This is a genomic window from Nonomuraea spiralis (genome assembly GCF_014648435.1).
GTDB classification, from domain to species: Bacteria; Actinomycetota; Actinomycetes; order Streptosporangiales; family Streptosporangiaceae; genus Nonomuraea; species Nonomuraea spiralis.
The window spans coordinates 366,189-384,596 of the sequence record NZ_BMRC01000008.1; the positions used below are offsets into that span (position 1 = coordinate 366,189).

At 70.6% G+C, this 18,408-nt stretch carries 16 protein-coding genes; 10 read left to right on the forward strand and 6 right to left on the reverse strand.

The window, feature by feature from the left end:
• The first annotated feature begins 128 nt into the window (after positions 1 to 128).
• Genes IEZ27_RS22280 through IEZ27_RS22295 form a run of 4 tightly spaced genes read left to right on the forward strand, consistent with a single transcriptional unit; the run spans position 129 to position 4,390 of the window.
• Entirely contained in the window at positions 129 to 1,496 is a 1,368-nt protein-coding gene (locus tag IEZ27_RS22280) for an ABC transporter substrate-binding protein (protein WP_189648975.1), read from the forward strand.
• Positions 1,493 to 2,407: a carbohydrate ABC transporter permease gene (locus IEZ27_RS22285; RefSeq protein ID WP_189648976.1), complete on the forward strand. Its 915-nt coding sequence runs from the start codon at positions 1,493 to 1,495 to the stop codon at positions 2,405 to 2,407. Before IEZ27_RS22280 ends, IEZ27_RS22285 begins: the two co-directional genes overlap by 4 nt.
• Positions 2,394 to 3,239 carry a carbohydrate ABC transporter permease gene (locus tag IEZ27_RS22290; protein WP_189648977.1) on the forward strand — a complete coding sequence of 282 codons (846 nt, stop codon included), beginning with the start codon at positions 2,394 to 2,396 and terminating at the stop codon, positions 3,237 to 3,239. The genes IEZ27_RS22285 and IEZ27_RS22290 overlap by 14 nt, the downstream gene beginning before the upstream one ends.
• A 2-nt stretch (positions 3,240 to 3,241) precedes the next feature.
• Positions 3,242 to 4,390 carry an ROK family transcriptional regulator gene (locus IEZ27_RS22295; RefSeq protein ID WP_189648978.1) on the forward strand — a complete coding sequence of 383 codons (1,149 nt, stop codon included), beginning with the start codon at positions 3,242 to 3,244 and terminating at the stop codon, positions 4,388 to 4,390.
• Here the strand turns inward: IEZ27_RS22295 and IEZ27_RS22300 are convergent, their stop codons facing one another.
• Complete coding sequence (locus tag IEZ27_RS22300; protein WP_229824219.1) at positions 4,391 to 5,128, reverse strand: helical backbone metal receptor; 738 nt, start codon at positions 5,126 to 5,128, stop codon at positions 4,391 to 4,393. It lies immediately after the preceding gene.
• A 142-nt stretch (positions 5,129 to 5,270) separates the two neighbouring features.
• On the opposite strand from IEZ27_RS22300, the gene IEZ27_RS22305 reads away from it, so the two are divergent.
• Complete coding sequence (locus IEZ27_RS22305) at positions 5,271 to 6,077, forward strand: SAM-dependent methyltransferase (RefSeq protein WP_189648980.1); 807 nt, start codon at positions 5,271 to 5,273, stop codon at positions 6,075 to 6,077.
• 9 nt (positions 6,078 to 6,086) lie between these two features.
• A complete protein-coding gene (locus IEZ27_RS22310) occupies positions 6,087 to 6,986 on the forward strand; it encodes a TIGR03619 family F420-dependent LLM class oxidoreductase (protein ID WP_189648981.1) in 900 nt (299 codons plus the stop codon).
• 30 nt (positions 6,987 to 7,016) lie between these two features.
• Here IEZ27_RS22310 and tpx read toward each other — a convergent pair whose 3' ends face one another.
• A complete protein-coding gene (gene tpx / locus IEZ27_RS22315; RefSeq protein WP_125631793.1) occupies positions 7,017 to 7,517 on the reverse strand; it encodes a thiol peroxidase in 501 nt (166 codons plus the stop codon).
• A gap of 186 nt (positions 7,518 to 7,703) precedes the next feature.
• On the opposite strand from tpx, the gene IEZ27_RS22320 reads away from it, so the two are divergent.
• The gene (locus IEZ27_RS22320; protein ID WP_189648982.1) at positions 7,704 to 8,030 is read left to right on the forward strand and encodes a hypothetical protein; all 327 of its coding nucleotides are present in this window, start codon (positions 7,704 to 7,706) and stop codon (positions 8,028 to 8,030) included.
• 87 nt (positions 8,031 to 8,117) lie between these two features.
• On the opposite strand, the gene IEZ27_RS22325 is transcribed toward IEZ27_RS22320, so the two are convergent.
• Positions 8,118 to 8,957 carry a LysR family transcriptional regulator gene (locus IEZ27_RS22325; protein WP_189648983.1) on the reverse strand — a complete coding sequence of 280 codons (840 nt, stop codon included), beginning with the start codon at positions 8,955 to 8,957 and terminating at the stop codon, positions 8,118 to 8,120.
• A gap of 93 nt (positions 8,958 to 9,050) precedes the next feature.
• On the opposite strand from IEZ27_RS22325, the gene IEZ27_RS22330 reads away from it, so the two are divergent.
• A complete protein-coding gene (locus IEZ27_RS22330; protein ID WP_229824221.1) occupies positions 9,051 to 9,788 on the forward strand; it encodes an SDR family oxidoreductase in 738 nt (245 codons plus the stop codon).
• A gap of 215 nt (positions 9,789 to 10,003) precedes the next feature.
• On the opposite strand, the gene icmF is transcribed toward IEZ27_RS22330, so the two are convergent.
• A complete protein-coding gene (icmF, locus tag IEZ27_RS22335; RefSeq protein ID WP_189648984.1) occupies positions 10,004 to 13,210 on the reverse strand; it encodes a fused isobutyryl-CoA mutase/GTPase IcmF in 3,207 nt (1,068 codons plus the stop codon).
• A gap of 124 nt (positions 13,211 to 13,334) precedes the next feature.
• Between icmF and IEZ27_RS22340 the strand changes: the two genes are divergently transcribed.
• Positions 13,335 to 14,387 (forward strand): glucose 1-dehydrogenase, encoded by a 1,053-nt coding sequence (locus IEZ27_RS22340; protein WP_189648985.1) that lies wholly within the window; start codon positions 13,335 to 13,337, stop codon positions 14,385 to 14,387.
• Between the two features lie 70 nt (positions 14,388 to 14,457).
• Here the strand turns inward: IEZ27_RS22340 and IEZ27_RS22345 are convergent, their stop codons facing one another.
• Complete coding sequence (locus IEZ27_RS22345; RefSeq protein ID WP_189648986.1) at positions 14,458 to 15,567, reverse strand: CHAP domain-containing protein; 1,110 nt, start codon at positions 15,565 to 15,567, stop codon at positions 14,458 to 14,460.
• Between the two features lie 123 nt (positions 15,568 to 15,690).
• Entirely contained in the window at positions 15,691 to 16,461 is a 771-nt protein-coding gene (locus tag IEZ27_RS22350; protein WP_125631807.1) for a PP2C family protein-serine/threonine phosphatase, read from the reverse strand.
• A gap of 76 nt (positions 16,462 to 16,537) precedes the next feature.
• On the opposite strand from IEZ27_RS22350, the gene IEZ27_RS22355 reads away from it, so the two are divergent.
• The gene (locus tag IEZ27_RS22355) at positions 16,538 to 18,376 is read left to right on the forward strand and encodes an HsdM family class I SAM-dependent methyltransferase (protein WP_189648987.1); all 1,839 of its coding nucleotides are present in this window, start codon (positions 16,538 to 16,540) and stop codon (positions 18,374 to 18,376) included.
• The last annotated feature ends 32 nt before the right edge of the window (positions 18,377 to 18,408 follow it).

Sequence of the window (18,408 nt, forward strand, 5' to 3'; positions counted from 1 at the left end):
CGTTTGGCGAAGATTTAGCGTAATGCCGACCAAGGTTTTACGGAGAGCGCGCCCCGGCCCCGCCTGCGGCAGGTGCTTGTCACTTTTCTGGGGGTAAGTGCGGCATATCCCCAACCGAGGAGCGTGCCATGCCGAAGCAGGTTACCGCCGTCCTCTCCGTCGCGCTGCTGGCCGCGGCCGCCCTCACGGCGTGCGGCGAGGGCGGGCAGCGGTCCGGCGCGAACCAGATCACCGTCTGGACCGAGGAGAACCTCGGTGACCGGATGGCCGTGCAGAACCAGATCATCGCCGAGTTCACCAGGAAGACCGGGATCAAGGTGAAGCTGGTCGGCGTCGGGGAGGACCAGTTCAGCCAGACCGTGACGGCCGCCGCCGCCGCGGACGACCTCCCCGACGTGATCGGGGCGCTGCCGCTCGCCTCCGTACGCGAGCTGGAGGCCGACGACCTGCTGGACACCGAGACGCCGGGCAGGATCGTGGACCGGCTCGGCAGGGACTCCTTCTCGCCGCGCGCGCTCGAACTGGACAGCTCGGGCGGCAGGCTGCTGGCCGTGCCCAGCGACGGGTGGGCGCAGCTCCTGCTCTACCGCAAGGACCTGTTCGCCAGGGCCGGGCTGGCGCCGCCGGACACGTACGAGGCGCTGGAGGCGGCGGCGGCGAAGCTGAACGCGGGTGGGGTGGCGGGCATCACGCTGGCCGTCGCGCCCAAGGACACCTTCACCGCGCAGAGCTTCGAGCACGTGGCGCTGGCGAACGGCTGCCAGCTAGTCGACAATTCCGGAAATGTCGTACTGGACAGCCCACAGTGCGTGAGAGCCTTCGACTTCTACGCGAAGCTGGCGAAGAACTACTCGGTCAAGGGCAAGCAGGACGTCGACTCCACCCGGGCCACGTACTTCTCCGGGAAGGCGGCCATGATGATCTGGTCGTCGTTCATCCTCGACGAGCTGGCGGGGCTGCGTAAGGACGCGCTGCCGAGCTGCGCCGAGTGCCGGAGCGACCCCGAGTGGCTGGCCAGGAACACCGGCGTGGTCACGGCGCTGAAGGGCCCCGACGCGGGCGCGCCCGCCCAGTACGGCGAGATCGTCTCGTGGGCGGTCCTGCGCGACGCCGCCACCGAGCCGGCCGCCCGGTTCGTCACGTACATGATGAACGAGGGGTACGAGCGCTGGATCGGGATGGCGCCGGAGGGCAAGTTCCCCACCCGCAGGGGCTTCGCCGACAAGTGGGACAAGCTGCCCGCGGGCGTGGACTCCAGGAAGCCGCTGTCCGCCGTCTACCCGGCCGGCGTGCTCGACGCGCTGCGCGAGAGCCCGGACACCTTCGCCCGCTGGGGCATCCCCCAGGGCCAGGGCAAGCTGGTCGGCGCCACGATGGGCGAGTTGCCCGTGCCCAAGGCGCTGAGCCAGGTGGTCGACGGCTCGCTCACCCCGCAGGCCGCCGCCGCCCAGGCCAAGAAGGACGTCGAGACCATCAAGCGCGGGATCCGGCAGTGAGCGCGCCGCGCACCTTGCGGCAGCGGGAAGGGCGGGCCGGGCTGACGCTGATCTCCCCCACGCTGGTCATCACGCTGGTCGTGGTGGTGTTGCCGCTGCTCTGGGCGATCATGCTGGCCTTCCAGGACGTACGGCTGATCAACATCCGCCGGGCCGGCGTCTTCGGGCACTACACGCTGGACAACTTCACGTACGTGATCTCCGAGCCGGGCTTCTGGACGTCGCTGGTCAACACCCTGGTCTACACGGTGGCCGGCACGGCGCTGTCGATCGCGACCGGCCTCGTGACCGCGCTCGCGCTGCGCCGCAGGTTCGCCGGGCGCACCCTGGTCAGGGCCTCGATCCTGATCCCGTACGTGGCGCCGGTCGTGGCCGTGGCCTTCCTGTGGGAGACCGCGCTGAACCCCCAGTACGGCATCGTGAACACCTGGCTGAAGGAGCCGATCGCGTTCCTCACCCAGGCCCAGGGCGACTTCCTGGGCCTGAAGGTGCCGGTCGCGCTGCTCACGGTCATCGCGTTCGAGGCGTGGCGGTACTTCCCGTTCGCGTTCCTGTTCATCATGGCCAGGTTGCAGGCGCTGCCCGGCGACCTGGAGGAGGCCGCGGTCGTGGACGGCGCCACCCCCACCCAGCGCTTCCGGTACGTGATCCTGCCGCAGCTCTGGCGCATCATCGCGCTGCTGGCGGTGTTGCGGTTCGTGTTCACCTTCACCAAGTTCGACGACGTCTACCTGCTGACCGGCGGCGGCGCCGGGACCGAGGTGGTCAGCGTGCGCGTCTACACCTTCCTGACCGCGCGCGACGACATCGGCGCCTCGGCCGCGCAGGCGATCGTCCTGGCCGTCGTCCTCGTCGTCCTCCTGGCCGTCTACCTGCGCTTCTTCCCGGGAGGCGATCGTGAGCAGGGATAGGTTCGAACGCGGGCTGTTCGCGGTGCTCAGGCCGGTGGTGATCGCTTTCCTGATCGCGGTCACCGCGCTGCCGTTCCTGTACATGGTGACGCTGTCCGTACGGGACATCCAGGAGCTCATCCTGGAGCCGGGCTCGGTGTGGCCGCGGCACCCCACCCTGGACACGTACGCGAACGTGCTGACCACGCAGGGGTTCCTCACCTTCATCAGGAACAGCGCGGTCGTCGCGGTCTCCACGGTGGCCGCCACCCTGCTGATCTCGATCCCGGGCGCCTACGCCGTCGCGCGGCTGCGCTTCTTCGGCCGGCGGCAGGTGCACTTCCTGTTCCTCGCCGTGTACCTGTTTCCGGCGATCGTCCTGGCCATCCCCTTGTTCGTGTTGTTCACCATGCTGGGGCTCAGGGGATCTCTGGCTGGGTTGATCCTGGTCTATATCGCGCAGACCGTGCCTGTCACGGTATACATGCTGCGCAACTACTTCGAGACCGTGCCGCAGAGCGTGGAGGAGGCGGCCGCGATCGACGGCTGCTCACGGCTGTCGACCATCTGGCGGGTGGTGTTGCCACTGTCCAGGCCCGCGCTCATGGCAACCGGCCTCTACGCGTTCATGATCGCGTGGAACGAGTTCCTGTTCGCCCTGCTGTTCCTGGTCGAGCGGCGGGAGAACTGGACGGTCTCCCTGGGGCTCTCTCAGCTGGCGGGGAGCATAGAGATCCCCACGACGGTGCTGATGGCGGGTTCGGTGGTGCTGACGCTGCCCGTCGTGATCGTGTTCTTCGCCAGTGAACGGCTGCTGACGGAGGGGCTCACGGCGGGCGCGGAGAAGGGATAGACATGCTGACGGCAGGGCAGGTCCTCCAGCTCATCCGCGATGGCTCCTGCCGTACCCGCAAGGACCTGATCGAGTTCACCGGCCTGTCCCGGTCGACCGTCACCGACCGGGTCGACCGGCTGATCGCCGCCGGCTACCTGCACGAGTCCGGCGTCGGCGCCTCGGGTGGCGGCCGGCCGCCCTCGGTGCTCGACGTGGACGCCACCAGACGCCTGATGCTCGTGGCCGACCTGGGCGCCACCCACGCCAGGGTGGCCCTGACCGACCTCGCCGCCCGGCCGATCACCGAGGAACGCGCCGAGATGCGCATCGACCGCGGGCCCGAGGCCGTGCTGACGTGGGTGCGCGAGGCGTTCCTGCGCCCGCTGGACAAGGCCGGGCGGCCGGCGGACGAGGTGTGCGGCATCGGGCTCGACCTGCCCGGCTCGGTCGACCACACGAACGGGCGGGTGATCAGGTCGTTCCTGATGCCGGGGTGGGACGACCATCCGATCAGGGAGGCGTTCGCGCCCGCGTACGACGTGCCCATCCTGGTGGAGAACGATGCGAACGCGATGGCGCTCGGCGAGTGGTGGTCGTCCTGGCGGGGGACGGACTCGCTGATCCTGGTCAAGGTGTCCACCGGCATCGGCACCGGCATCGTCCTCGACGGGCAGATCTACCGGGGTGTCGAGGAGGCCGCCGGGAACATCGGGCACGTCCGCATCCGGGAGTCCGACGACCGGGTGTGCACCTGCGGCTCGCGCGGCTGCGTGGCCTCCCTGGCCAGCGGGCACGCGGTCGCGGCCGACCTCGGGCAGGAGTCCAGCCGCGACGTCGTACGCCTGGTGCAGGCCGGCGATCCAGCGGCCGTCGCGCGCACCCAGGAGGCGGGCCGGACGCTGGGCGTGGTGCTGGCCACCGCGGTCAGCCTGCTCAACCCCGGCGTGCTGGTGCTGGCCGGGGACATGGCGCGGACGCGGGAGCACTACCTGACCGGGATCAGGGAGATCGTCTACCGGCGCAGCCTGCCGTACACGACCCGCAACCTGGAGATCGTCACCGGCGGGCTCGGCGACCGGGCCGGGATCGTGGGCATGGCGGTGATCGTCATGGAGCACGTGCTCTCCCCCGACGCCGTGGACGGCGCGCTGGCGGACGCCACCGGATGATCAGTCGTGGGCGCCGGACAGGGCGCGGGACAGGGTGGCGGCGGCCTCGGTGAGCGAGGGGCCGTACCAGGTGAGCAGGCGGCCGCTGACCAGCGCGCAGGCCAGGCCGGGGAACGCCTCGGGGCCGTCCTCGGCGCTGAAGGCGTAGGGCTCGTCGGGCAGCACGACGAGGTCGGGGCGGCTTCCGGCCAGCTCCGGCAGGGGGATCTTGGGGTAGCGCTCGGGGTGTCCGGCGTACAGGTTGTCCACGCCGAGGCGTCTGAGCACGTCCCCGGTGAAGGTGTCGCGGCCCACGACCATCCAGGGGCGGCGCCAGATCGGGATGATCGCGGTGCGGCGCGGGCCGGGCGCGGGGTCGTCCCACGCCTGCCGGGCGGTCTCCAGCCAGGCCGGGCGGTCCGTACGGCAGGCGTGCGCGAACAGGCGCTCCAGCGAGGTGAACGCCTGGTCCAGCGTCTCGATCCTGGTCACCCAGACCGGTACGCCCGCCGCGCGCAGGGCCTCGACGTCGGGTGCGCGGTTCTCCTCGACGTTGGCCAGGACGACGTCGGGCCGCAGGCTGATGACGGCGTCGAGGTCGGGGTTCTTGGTGCCCCTGACCCGGGCCACGTCCAGGCCGGCCGGGTGCGAGCACCAGTCCGTCGCCCCCACCAGCGCCTCGGGGACGGTCGCCGCCACGGACTCGGTCAGCGACGGCACCAGCGACACGATCCGCCGTACGGTCTGGGGTACCTCCACAGGGAACCCTGTGTCATCGTGGACCACGGCACCACCTTAGGTTGCGATTTCCTGAAATATGCGTAGCACCACGCTTATGTCGGTATAGATCCGTAGAATCCCGGTAAAGATCGTTAAAACTCTGTGATCGGGGGCTCGACGGTTGGAGCACGAGGCACCGGATTTCGATCCGAACACGCCGAACGTGGCACGGCTCTACGACTACTACCTCGGCGGCAAGGATCACTTCCCGGTCGACCGCGAGGCGGCCGAGAGGATCCTGGCGGTGGCGCCCGAGGTACGAGCCGCGGCGCGCGCCAACCGCGCCTTCCTCGGTCGTGCCGTACGCCACCTCGCCGAGTCCGGGATCAGGCAGTTCCTCGACATCGGCACGGGGCTGCCGACCCAGGGGAACGTGCACGAGGTGGCCGCCAAGATCGCCCCGGGGGCCCGGGTCGTCTACGTCGACCGCGACCCCGTGGTGCTGGTGCACGCCAGGGCGCTGCTCACCGGCCACGGCGAGGACACGACGGTGGTCGAGGGCGATCTGCGCAACCCGGCCGACATCCTGCGTGATCCCGAGGTGCTGCGGACCATCGACTTCAGCCGGCCGGTCGCCGTGCTGCTGGTGGCGATCATGCACTTCGTCGAGGAGTCCGACAATCCGGAGGAGATCCTCAAAACCCTGCGTGAAGCCATGGCACCGGGTAGTTACCTGGTCATGTCCCACGGCACCAGCGACGCCCGTCCCGACGCGGTCAGCACGGGCACCGAGGTCTACCGCAACGCCACCGCGCGCCTCGCGCTGCGCAGCCGGGCCAGGATCAGGGAGCTGTTCGAGGGGTTCGAGCTGGTGGAGCCCGGTCTGGTGTGGCTGCCCGAGTGGCATCCCGACCAGGCGGACACGATCGACTTCATGGACCGCCCCGAGTCGTCGCTCATCGTGTGCGGCATGGGCAGGAAGATCTAGGACGCGTTCATGGACCTCGGCCTCGCCGTCCCGCAGTACGGCAGGTTCGCCGCGCTGTCCAGCGTGACCCGGGTGGCCCGCGAGGCCGAGGCGACGGGGTTCGCGAGCCTGTGGGCGGGCGACCGGCTGCTGACGCCGTTGCGGCCGAAGGACCGCTATCCCGGCGGCGACGGCAGCGTGCCCGAGGCGCACCGGGTGTTCCTCGACCCGTTCGCGGTGCTGACGGTGGCCGCGTCCGTGACCTCGTCCGTACGGCTGGGCACCAGCGCGCTCAACGCCTGCTGGTACCCGCCGCCGGTGCTGGCCCGTTCGCTCACCACGCTCGACCATCTGAGCGGCGGCCGGCTGGCCGCCGGACTCGGCCTCGGCTGGTCCTCCGACGAGTACGCCGCCGTCGGCGTGCCCTGGAAGGGCCGCGCCGAACGGTACGAGGCAACCCTCGACGCCCTGGAGGCCATCTGGGGCGGCGACCCGGTGACGTTCGAGCACGAGCTGTGGACGATCGCGCCCAGCCACATCGACCCCAAGCCCGTACGCCGCCCGCCGCTGCTGCTGGCCGGGTTCGCCCCGGAGGCGCTGGGCAGGATCGGCCGCAGGGGCGACGGCTGGCTGACGGCCGCCCTGCCGATCCCGGCGCTCACGTCGATGTGGCAGACGATCAGGCAGAGCGCCGAGCAGGCCGGACGCGACCCGGACGCCCTGCGCATGATCCTGCGCTCCAACCCGGTCGTCACCGGGAACGGCACCCCGCCGCGCAGCGGCACGGTGGCCGAGATCGCGGAGTATCTGTCGCGGGCGGCGGAGGCCGGCGTCCACGAGATCATCCTGGACCTCCAGCACACCGCCGCCGACGACGACCACCTGCTGGAGCTGGCCGCCGAGTTCGCGGAACGCCTGGGCGCCGGTTGAGCCCCGGCGCCCCGGTCGCTTGGGCGCCGGTTACTTGAGCGCGGAGAGCGCGCCCTCGTAGTCGGGCTCCTGGGTGATCTCGGGCACCAGCTCGGAGTAGACCACGTTGTCGTCGCCGTCGAGCACCACGACCGCGCGGGCGGCCAGGCCGGCCAGCGGGCCGGACTCCTGGGCCACGCCGTAGTCGGCGAGGAACTCACGGCCGCGCATGAGCGACAACATGGTCACCTTGTCGAGGCCCTCGGCGCCGCAGAACCGGTTCTGGGCGAAGGGCAGGTCGGCCGAGACGCAGAGCACGACCACGTCGGGGTGCTCGGCGGCCACCTCGTTGAAGCGGCGCACGGAGGCCGCGCAGACGCCGGTGTCGACGCTCGGGAAGATGTTGAGCACCTTGGTCTTGCCGGCGAAGTCGGCCAGCGTGCGGTCGGCCAGGTCGGTGCCGACCAGCTTGAAGGCGGGCGCGGCGTCGCCGGGCTTCGGGAAGGCGCCGCCCACGGTGATCGGGTTGCCCTTGAAACTGACGTCGGACATGAATGCCTCCTGATAGCGATGTTCCCCGACCAGCGATCCTAGCGGCGTGATCTCCCCCGGCAGTTGGCGGCTCGGGACGGGCCACGCCGGGCCGGCCCGTCCCGCCCAACGGATCCTCAACAAGGGCTCAACCCGCGCCGCCCTACGGTCTGGTCAACAGCTCCGCACGAAGAGAGGAACGGGAACATGACCAGCATCATCCGTACGTCGCTCGCCGGCATCACGCTGGCCGGCATCACCTCGCTCGGGCTGATCGCGGCCGGTCCGGCCCCGGCCGGCGCCTCGACCTCCACCACGCTCGGGAACGTCCCCGGCTGCGTCGCCGTGTGGCGGACCACCGGCTGGGTCCGCCAGACGGGACACGCCCGCAACGACTGCGGCTCCCGCATCCGCATGCGCATCGACTGGGCCTTCGGCCCCGACGGCTCGTGCCGCACGGTGGACCCCGGCCGGACGCTGACCAGCCGGGTGCCCAAGGCGCCGCGCCGCTTCAACGGCGCCGTGTACTGCTAGCGCCGGGAGAAGCTCGGATCGGCCGGAGACGGCCGGCCGCTCCGGAGCGGTCGGCGCCGCGTACGGCGGTGTCGCGGCGGGTATCGGCTACAGGCGTGTCGCGGTGCGGACGAGGTCGGCGACGGCTTTGGATCTGCTGTGTGGCGGCCAGGCGATGACGGTCGTGACGGCCGGCGCGTCCGGCACCGGCACGATGTCGTGGTCGTCGCGTAGCTGGTCCCGGAGCGACTCGGGTACGACGGCGCAGGCCAGTCCGAGCGCGATCAGTTGGAACAGTTGGGTATGGTCGCGCACCTGCGGGCCGGGGCCGTCCGGATGGCCGCCGTCCCGTCCGGGCCAGCGCGGCAGGGGCAGGTCCGTCTGGGCGTTGACCTCGTCCAACGACAGATGCGCCCGGTCGGCGAGGGGATGCCCTTTGGGCAGGACCACGACCTGCTGTTCGGTGTGCAGATCCTCGGTGTCGAATCCGGCTGTCGTGTCGTAGGGCCGGTGGAGCAGAGCGACGTCGGCACGCCCGGTGCGCAGCAGACTTTCCGGCTCGCCCGGCCCGCACAACATCACCTCGACCACCACCGAGCCCGGTTCGGCGGCGTAGGCATGCAGAAGCTTCGACAAGAGTTCCCTGGACGCTCCGGCCTTGGTGGCCAGGACCACACCGGGCTGGTCGGCCGCGGCACGGCGGGTGCGGCGCTCGGCGGCTTCGACCGCGTCGAGCACGAGCCGGGCCTCCCGTAGCAGCACCGACCCGGCCTCGGTCAAGGTGATGGCGCGAGCGGTGCGGTGCAGCAGAACGACTCCGAGCCGCCGTTCCAGCTGCTGGATCGCCCGCGACAGTGGTGGTTGCGCCATCGTGAGCCGTTGTGCCGCCCGCCCGAAGTGCAACTCCTCGGCGACGGCGACGAAGTATCGCAACTCCCGCGTCTCCACCGGCTCATCGTATTCAGCGCTGACCACGACCGATACCCGTGCGGTATCGCCACCCACCTGACCGGTCTTGGACGCCCCACCCGGCCCCGCAACATGATCGACCGCATGAGTGAACGGACGATCGCGCTGGTGACCGGCGCGAACAAGGGAATCGGATACGAGATCGCCGCAGGCCTGGGCGCCCTCGGCTGGCGAATCGGTGTGGGCGCGAGGGATCGGCAACGCCGCGACACCGCGGTCGGGAAGCTGCGCGCGGCCGGGACCGACGCGTTCGGCGTGCCGCTCGACGTCACCGACGACGCAAGTGTCGCCGCCGCGGCCGAGCTGATCGCCGGCCATGCCGGAGGGCTCGACGTCCTGGTCAACAATGCCGCGATCACCGGCGGTATGCCACAGACACCGACCACGGTCGAGCCCGCGACCGTGCGAGCTGTCGTGGAGACCAACGTGATCGGCGTCATCCGGGTCACCAACGCGATGTTGCCGATGTTGCGCGACTCGGCATCACCGCGGATCGTCAACATGTCCAGCAGCGTCGGCTCGCTCGCCCGGCAAACCACACCGGGCATCGACATGGGCCCGGTTCCCGCCGCCTACTTGGCCTCGAAGACCTTCCTCAACGCCCTCACCATCCAATACGTCAAGGAACTGAGCGACACCAACATCCTGGTCAACTCCGGCTGCCCCGGCTTCACCGCCACCGACCTCAACGGCTTCCAGGGCGTCCGCACACCGCAGCAGGGCGCGGCCATCGCGATTCGCCTCGCGACCCTGCCCGACGACGGACCGACCGGCGGCTTCTTCGACGACGCCGGACCGGTGCCCTGGTAGCAGCCACACCGGCACGAACCACCCCCGTTCCCGACGTCAGCCGCGCATCGCGCCGCCCGAGTACGGGCAGGTCCTCGTGCGGGTCCGGGCAGGGCAGCGACCTCGCCGAAGTCGTCGCCGAGGTCGGCGCCGGAGTCGAGCGACGCGCGGCGATCGAAGTGTGGAACCTGCACCACGACCATCACCGGCGTCGCTGACGTACTGGCCTCACACAGCTAGACGTTGCGCCGGTACTGGCCGCCCGCCTCGAACAGCGCGTCGGTGATCTGACCGAGCGAGCAGACGCGGGCCGCCTCCATCAGCACCGCGAACGCGTTGCCGTCGGACATGGCGACCTCGCGCAACCGGGACAGCTCCACGGGGGCCTGCGCCCGGTTGCGCTCGTGGAAGGCGCGCAGGCGGTCGAGCTGCGAGCGCTTCTCCTCCTCGGTGCCCCTGGCCAGCTCCAGCTTGTGCGGGTCGGACTGCTCGGCGCCGGGGTTGCGGAAGGTGTTGACGCCGATGATCGGCAGGGATCCGTCGTGCTTGCGCATCTCGTACAACATCGACTCGTCCTGGATCTTGCCGCGCTGGTAGCCGGTCTCCATGGCGCCCAGCACGCCGCCGCGGTCCGACAGCCGTTCGAACTCGGCCAGCACCGCCTCCTCGACCAGGTCGGTCAGCTCGTCGATGATGAACGAGCCCTGCAACGGGTTCTCGTTCCTGGCCAGGCCCCACTCGCGGTTGATGATGAGCTGGATCGCCATCGCGCGGCGCACCGAGTCGGCCGACGGGGTCGTGACGGCCTCGTCGAAGGCGTTGGTGTGCAGGCTGTTGCAGTTGTCGTAGATGGCGATCAGGGCCTGGAGAGTGGTGCGGATGTCGTTGAAGGACATCTCCTGGGCGTGCAGGGACCGGCCCGAGGTCTGGATGTGGTACTTGAGCTTCTGCGCGCGCTCGGCCGCGCCGTAGCGCTCGCGCATGGCGACCGCCCAGATCCGGCGCGCCACCCGGCCGAGCACGTTGTACTCGGGGTCCATGCCGTTGGAGAAGAAGAACGACAGGTTCGGCGCGAAGTCGTCGATCTTCATCCCCCTGGCCAGGTACGCCTCCACGTACGTGAACCCGTTGGCCAGCGTGAACGCGAGCTGACTGATCGGGTTGGCCCCCGCCTCGGCGATGTGGTAGCCGGAGATCGAGACCGAGTAGAAGTTCCTGACCGCGTTCTGGATGAACCATTCCTGGATGTCGGCCATCATCCGCAACGAGAACTCTGTGGAGAAGATGCAGGTGTTCTGCCCCTGGTCCTCCTTCAGGATGTCGGCCTGGACCGTGCCCCTGACCGTGGCCAGCGTACGGGCGCGCAGCTCGGCGGACTCCCGCTCGTCGGGCTCGCGGCCCTGCTCGGCGCGGAACCGGTCGTGGGCCTGGTCGATCGCGGCGTTGAGGAAGAAGGCCAGGATCGTGGGCGCCGGGCCGTTGATCGTCATGGACACCGACGTGTTGGGCGCGGCCAGGTCGAACCCGTCGTAGAGCACCTTCATGTCGTCGAGCGTGGCGATGGAGACGCCGGAGGTGCCGACCTTGCCGTAGATGTCGGGGCGCAGGTCGGGGTCGTGGCCGTACAGGGTGACCGAGTCGAAGGCGGTGGACAGCCGGGTCGCGGGCTGGCCCTCCGACAGCAGCTTGAAGCGCCTGTTCGTACGGAACGGGTCGCCCTCCCCCGCGAACATCCTGGTCGGGTCCTCGTCGTCCCGCTTGAACGGGAACACCCCCGCGGTGAACGGGAACGACCCCGGCAGGTTCTCCGAGCGCAGGAACCTCAGCAGGTCGCCGTGGTCGCTGAAGCGCGGCAGGGCCACCCGCGGGATGCGGTTGCCCGACAGCGTCTCGCGCCAGAGCGGCGTGTGGATCTCCCGGTCACGGATCTTCACGACCAGCTCGTCGCTGCTGTACGCCTCCTTGACCGCGGGCCAGCCGTCGAGCAGCCGGCGGCTCTCCCCGCTCAGCTCCTCCTCGGCCTGCTCGGCGAGCCCGGCCAGCCGCGCGTCCTCGCCGCCCAGGAGCTCCTGTACGGCGGCGAGCTGCTGACGGCGGCGCGCGATCTCCGCCTGGGCCAGCGTCTCGGCGTGGTACGTCCGGACGGACTCGGCGATGTCGGCCAGGTAGCGGGCCCTGGCGGGCGGGACGATCGCCGCGGCCGCCTTGGAGGTGCGCTCTGTCACGGTGGGCAGCAGCCCCGGCCCGGCGTCCTCCAGCAGCAGGCCCTTGAGGTGCTGGTAGAGGGCGGTGACGCCGGCGTCGTTGTAGCGGGCGGCGATCGTGCCGAAGACCGGCATGTCCTCGGGCGACTGACCGAACGCCTCCCGGTTGCGCACGAGCTGGCGGCGTACGTCGCGCAGGGCGTCCTCGGCGCCGCGGCGCTCGTACTTGTTGATGACGACGGCCTCGGCGAAGTCGAGCATGTCGATCTTCTCAAGCTGGGAGGCGGCGCCGAACTCGGGGGTCATGACGTAGATGGGCACGTCCACGTGCGGGACGATCCCGGCGTCGCCCTGGCCGATGCCGGGCGTCTCCACGATCACCAGGTCGTAGCCGGCCGCGCGGCAGGCGGTGACCACGTCGTCGAGGCAGGCCGGGACCTCGCTGGCGGCCCCTCGGGTGGCCAGCGAGCGGAAGTAGGTCTGGGGGCCCAGGCTGTTCATCCTGATGCGGTCGCCGAGCAGCGCCCCGCCGCCGCGCCTGCGGGTGGGGTCGATGGCGAGGATGGCGATGCGCAGCTTGTCGTCGTTGTCCACCCGGAACCTGCGGACCAGCTCGTCGGTGAGCGAGGACTTGCCCGAACCGCCCGTACCGGTGATGCCGAGCACGCGCGCCGGGCGCTCCTGGACGGCCACCGCGGCCTTCAGCCCCTCGACCAGCTCGGCCGAGGCGCGCCCGGACTCCATGAACGTGATCGCGCGGGCCAGCGCCGTCTGGTCGCCCGAGAGCACGGCCTCCAGCGGCGGCGGGTCGCCGAGCTCGTGGTCGCAGTCCTCGATCAGCTTGTTGATCATGCCGGGCAGGCCGTACTTCTGGCCGTCCTCCGGCGAGAAGATGCGCGTGACGCCGCGCTCGTGCAGCAGCTCGATCTCCTCGGGGACGATCACGCCGCCACCGCCGCCGTACACCTTGACGTGGCCGGCGCCGCGCTCGCGCAGCAGCTCGACCAGGTACGTGAAGAACTCCACGTGGCCGCCCTGGTAGGAGCTGATGGCCACGCCCTGGACGTCCTCCTGGATGGCGGCCGTGACGACCTCGTCGACCGACCGGTTGTGGCCGAGATGGATCACCTCCGCCCCCTGCGTCTGGAGGATGCGCCGCATGATGTTGATCGCCGCGTCATGGCCGTCGAACAGGGCCGCGGCGGTCACGAAACGGACAGGGTACGCCGGGACGTGCACGCCTGATCACTCCTTTGTGCAGGGACCTACTGCGAAGATACTAGGACGTCCAACTATTTCGATAGTAGGACGTCCTAGTAGGGCCTTGCGGTCTGGGTAAGGACTGCCCCAGGGGGTGACGCCGATGCGCGCGTTGACGTTCGAGCCGGGTCGGCCGGGGACGCTTGAGGTGGAAGAGGTGCCCGAGCCGGAGCCGGGACCAGGGCAACTGCTCGTCCAGGGGCTGGCCCTGGGGGTCTGCGGGACCGACAGGGAACTGGCCGCGGCCGAGTACGGCTGGGCGCCGCCCGACAGGAGACGTATGGTCATCGGCCATGAGTCGCTGGGCCGGGTGCTGGAGGTGCCCGACGGGTCCGCCTTCTCCCCCGGCGACCTGGTGGTGGGCGTCGTACGCCGGCCCGATCCCGTACCGTGCGGCGCCTGCGCGCGGGGCGAGTTCGACATGTGCCGCAACGGCCTCTACACCGAGCGCGGCATCAAGGAGCTCGACGGCTACGCCAGCGAGCGGTGGGCGGTCGAGGCCGGGTACGCCGTACGCCTCGATCCCTCGCTGGAGAGCGTGGGGATGCTCGTCGAGCCGACGTCCGTGGTGGCCAAGGCGTGGGAGCACATCGAGCGGATCGGCGCGCGGGCCTGGTTCGAGCCGCGCACGCTGCTGGTGACCGGCGCGGGGCCGATCGGGCTGCTGGCGGCGCTGCTCGGACGGCAGCGGGGGCTGGAGGTGCACGTACTGGACCGGGAGGCGGGCGGGGTCAAGCCCGCGCTGGTGGCCGATCTGGGGGCGACGTACCACGTGGGCAGCAGCCTGGAGGCGTTCACCAAGGACAAGCCGGACATCATCATCGAGGGCACCGGGGTGGGTCAGCTCGTCATGGAGGCCATGACCTGCACGGCCGCGGCCGGGGTGTTGTGCCTGGCGGGGCTGGCGGCGGGCGGGCGTACACACCGGCTGGACGTGGGCGAGGTCAACCGGGACATCGTCCTGGAGAACGACGCGATCTTCGGCACGGTCAACGCCAACCTCCGCCACTTCAGGGACGCCGCGACCGCCCTGGCCCAGGCGGACCGGAGCTGGCTCGAACGCCTCATCACCCGCCGCATCCCCCTGACCAAGGCAGAAGACGCCTTCACCCACGCCCCGGACGACGTAAAGGTAGTCCTGGACCTGACCTCCTGACCCGCAAGTCACACCGCCCCCACAGGACGCCAGTCCCGAAGGGGCGCGGCCCTTGCAGGGGGCGGGTGGGTCAGGGCTTGGGGGTGTACGGGTTGCGGCGGGTGGAGCCGGGGGTTGGACGGCCGGCGCCTGCGGGGACGCGTGCGCGGCCTCCCGCGGCCGGCTGCGCCGCGATCGCGTCCGGCGAGCCCGTCCCACCGAACGCCGCCTGAGCGGCGGAGGACGTCGCCTTCCCGGCACGGGGACCGGCACCCCCCGAGGGGGCGGCCTTCGAGGTGCGGGAGGGCGTCACGGGCTGGGGGGCTTCGGCGGGACGCGCGGCGGCCCTCCGGGGCCGGGGAGGGGTCTGCGGCGGAGAGGGCGGCGTGCTCTTGGCAGGCGCGGCGCCGACGCGGACGCGGACCGCCTCGAAGCGCTCGGAGCCATCGGAACGGCCGGAGGCGCCGGCGCGCTCTGAGCGTTCCGGGTCGGGGGTTGGTGCGTTCCAGGGGCGGGGCCAGGTGAAGCGGCGGTGGGTGCCGCGGCGGCGGCCGGTGAGGCGTAAGGAGAGTACGACGGTCACCAGCACCATCGCGGCCAGCAACGCGGGCGGCGTGCCCAGGACGTCCAGGGGCGAGTTCCGGCCCACGTCGGTCCGCGGCGCGGGCACGAACGGCTGCTCGGTCGTACGGATCTCGGCCGCCTGGTCGGCGCCGGCCTTGACCAGCCGGGGAAGGCCGTACCCGACGACCTTGTCGGTGTCCCTGACCTTGCGCTTGAGCCAGACACGATCGACGTTCGCCTCGATGGTGTGGAGCTTCTTGCCCTCGACCCGTTCCACGATCCCGACGTGATCGATGCCTTTGTAGCTCTTTCCGCCACTCCAGTCGAAGAACACCAGCGCGCCGGGCTCGGGCCGCTGTGCCCAGGCGTTCTGTTTGATGAACCAGGCGGCATGGGAAGGCGTCCAGGCGAATTGCCCGACGTACGAACCGATATCGGCTTTGTCGGCTGCCCAGGCGATGAACATGTCACACCAGGGCGCGTCACGGTATTGAGTGTCCTGGACGCGATCCGCGTACCAATGGCCGAATTTGGTGGTCTGGCCGCTCTTCTCCTTGTAACCGAGTTCCTGCCGCACCTGCTTCAGCAGCGCGTCCGCGATCGGGTCCAGGGTGACTCCTCCCCGAAAAACCGACAAATCACGATGGACTGTAGTAGCGCCATCGCGAAAGTGCTCGAATCATTCAGAAAGTGTCTATATATGAGCCGAAATTTCGGCATTGGGACCGATGTGACGGCTGAGGCTGCGGTGAATTCGAACTCAGGCGCCCGCGCCCACGCGGTACACGCTCACCTCGCCGGCTCCCGGCGCGACCACGTCGGCCACGATCACGGTGACGTTGTCGGGCGAGCCGCCCTCGTTCGCCAGATCGATGAGCCGCTGGACGGCGGCGGCCGGGTCTGCCACCGTGGTCAGCACCTCGTGCAGGACCTCGGGCCCGAGCACGGTCGTGAGCCCGTCGGAGCAGAGGAGGTAACGGTCATCAGGCTCGGACTCGCGCAGCGCCATGTCCGGTTCGGCCCGGCCCTCGCTGCCCAGCACACGCAGCACCATGGAACGGCGCGGGTGCACCGCGGCCTGGTCCTCCGTTATCCGGCCTTCGTCCACCATCGACTGCACAAGTGTGTGATCCTTGGTCATCTGATAGAGCGCGCCATCACGAAGCAGGTATCCGCGGGAGTCACCGAGATGAGCAAGGGCGAACCGGTAGCCGTCCCACAGCATGGCGGTCACCGTGGTCCCCATCCCCCGGCGGGCGGGGTCGATGTCGGCCAGTTCGACCAGTCTGCGGGCCGCCTCGTGCACGGCGCCCTCCAGGGCCGCCTCCAGGTCCGAGCCGGTCTCGGGAAGCGTGGCATCCAGCTCGCGCATGACGGCGATCGCCGCCGAGCTAGCCAGCTCGCCGGCCGCGTGGCCGCCCATGCCGTCGGCAACGACGAGCAACCGGCCACTCGCGTAGCCGGAATCCTCGTTCTGCTCCCTGCGGCGGCCCACATCTGATCCGGCGGCATAGCGGATGTTGTGCTTCATACCCAGCAGTAAATCATTGGTTGAAAGACTTCACAAGCAGATGCGCTGAAGACTCTTGTGAACTACTGTGGGCCTCATGAGCCACGACCCGACCGTGAATGCCGGGGACATCGCCCGGCTCGCGGGTGTCGGGCGTGCCGCGGTGAGCAACTGGCGCCGCCGCCACGACGACTTCCCCCAGCCGATCGGCGGAACCGCCAATCAGCCGCTGTTCTCGCTGCGTCAGGTCGAGTCGTGGCTGCGCCGCTACGGGAAGTCCTACCAGGTCTCGCTGGGAGATCGGGTGTGGCAACGCCTGAAAGCCGCCGGCGATCTGCGGCTGGGTGAGCTGGTCGCCCAGGCTGGAACGTTGCTGACCAGCGGCGAGAGCGAGCTGGAGCCCGAGCTGGCCGGGCTGGTGCTGGAGCTCGCCGAGCGGCACGACCCGCTGACGGCGTACGAGTTCCTCTGCGAGCGTTACCTGGAGGCGCACTCCCGCCAGCTCTCGGTGACCCGTGACGACGTGGCCGAGCTGATGCTGCGGATCGTACGCGCCGACGGCACCACGGTCCTCGACCCCGCCTGCGGCGTCGGCACGCTGCTCCTGCCCCCGGCCGGCGCGCTGCCCGACCCGCCGGAACGGTCCGAAGCCGTCCCGGCCGATCCTGCGCCCGGCGAGCCCGGCAACGGGACGAGCCGGGGCCGGCCCGCCCGGGTGCTCGGGCAGGAGCTCAGCGCGACCTCGGCCGCCATCACCGCGGCCCGCCTGCGGTTGCGCGGCATCCAGGCCGAGATCGTGGCCGGCGACTCCATGCGGGTCGACGGCTTCCCGGAGGTCAAGGCCGACGCCGTGGTGTGCGACCCGCCGTTCAACGAGCGGGCCTGGGGCTACGAGGAGCTGACCGGCGACCCGCGCTGGGAGCACGGCCTGCCGCCGCGCGGCGAGCCCGAGCTGGCCTGGGTGCAACACTGTCTCACCCACGTCAGGCCCGGCGGGCTGGTCGCCGTGCTCATGCCCCCGGCCGCCGCGAGCCGCAAGGCCGGCCGCCGGATCAGGGCCAACCTGCTGCGCGCCGGCGCGTTGCGGGCGGTGGTGGCGCTGCCGGGCTCCGACCTGTGGCTGCTGCGCCGTCCGAAGGCGGGCGAGCGGCCTCCGTCCGAGGTGCTCATCCTCGACGCGACGGCCGATCTGACGCTGGTGGAGCCCGCCTGGCTGGCCTACCTCGACGACCGCTCCGACCAGACCGTACGCATCATCGACCTGCTGGCCGACGAGGTCGACATGACCCCGGCCCGCCACCAGCGGCGCGACGACGTGGGCCGGGCGTTCGCGCAGGCCCGTGACCGCTTCCTGGCCGCCGCCGCGCGCCCGCCCGACCTCCAGGTGCTCGACCAGCCGCTCGTCCAGCCGTCCACGACGCTGGGCGACCTGATCAAGGAGGGCCTGGTCATCACGTCGCAGGCGCCGCCCAAGATGGCCGCCGACGGCGGTGACGTGGCCGTGCTCATGGCCGACGACGTGCTGAGCGGCAGCGCGCCCTCCGGCCTGACCGTCATGCAGCCCGGCCTGATCGTGATCCGTCCCGGCGACGTGGTGGCCTCCTACTCCAGCGTGCGGGTGATCGCCGACGGCGGCGCGGTGCTCGGCCCCCACCTGACCCTCTACCGGGTCGACGTCCGCAGGCTCGACCCCGACTTCCTGGCCGGCTTCCTGCGGGCCGCGGGCGGCCGGGTGACGACCGGCTCCAGCAGGTTCGACGTGCGCCGCACCCGCGTGCCGCGGTTGTCGCTGAAGGAGCAGAAGGCGTACGGGGAGGCGTTCAGGGCCCTGGCCGTGCTGGAGGACTCGTTGCGCGAGACCTCGACCCTGGGCCGTACCCTGATCAGACTCGGGCTCGACGGGCTGGCCGACGGCCACCTGCACCCGCAGTCCTGACGGTGTAGTTTTTCCCGAAAAGGCTGCGGGGA

Bases quoted from the DNA above. Each gene is read 5' to 3' on its own strand.
- IEZ27_RS22310 (WP_189648981.1), top strand. From the start codon at position 6,087: ATGGACCTCGGCCTCGCCGTCCCGCAGTACGGCAGGTTCGCCGCGCTG.
- IEZ27_RS22330 (WP_229824221.1), top strand. From the start codon at position 9,051: ATGATCGACCGCATGAGTGAACGGACGATCGCGCTGGTGACCGGCGCG.
- IEZ27_RS22340 (WP_189648985.1), top strand. From the start codon at position 13,335: ATGCGCGCGTTGACGTTCGAGCCGGGTCGGCCGGGGACGCTTGAGGTG.
- IEZ27_RS22350 (WP_125631807.1), bottom strand. From the start codon at position 16,461: ATGAAGCACAACATCCGCTATGCCGCCGGATCAGATGTGGGCCGCCGC.
- IEZ27_RS22280 (WP_189648975.1), top strand. From the start codon at position 129: ATGCCGAAGCAGGTTACCGCCGTCCTCTCCGTCGCGCTGCTGGCCGCG.
- IEZ27_RS22295 (WP_189648978.1), top strand. From the start codon at position 3,242: ATGCTGACGGCAGGGCAGGTCCTCCAGCTCATCCGCGATGGCTCCTGC.
- IEZ27_RS22355 (WP_189648987.1), top strand. From the start codon at position 16,538: ATGAGCCACGACCCGACCGTGAATGCCGGGGACATCGCCCGGCTCGCG.
- IEZ27_RS22320 (WP_189648982.1), top strand. From the start codon at position 7,704: ATGACCAGCATCATCCGTACGTCGCTCGCCGGCATCACGCTGGCCGGC.
- tpx (WP_125631793.1), bottom strand. From the start codon at position 7,517: ATGTCCGACGTCAGTTTCAAGGGCAACCCGATCACCGTGGGCGGCGCC.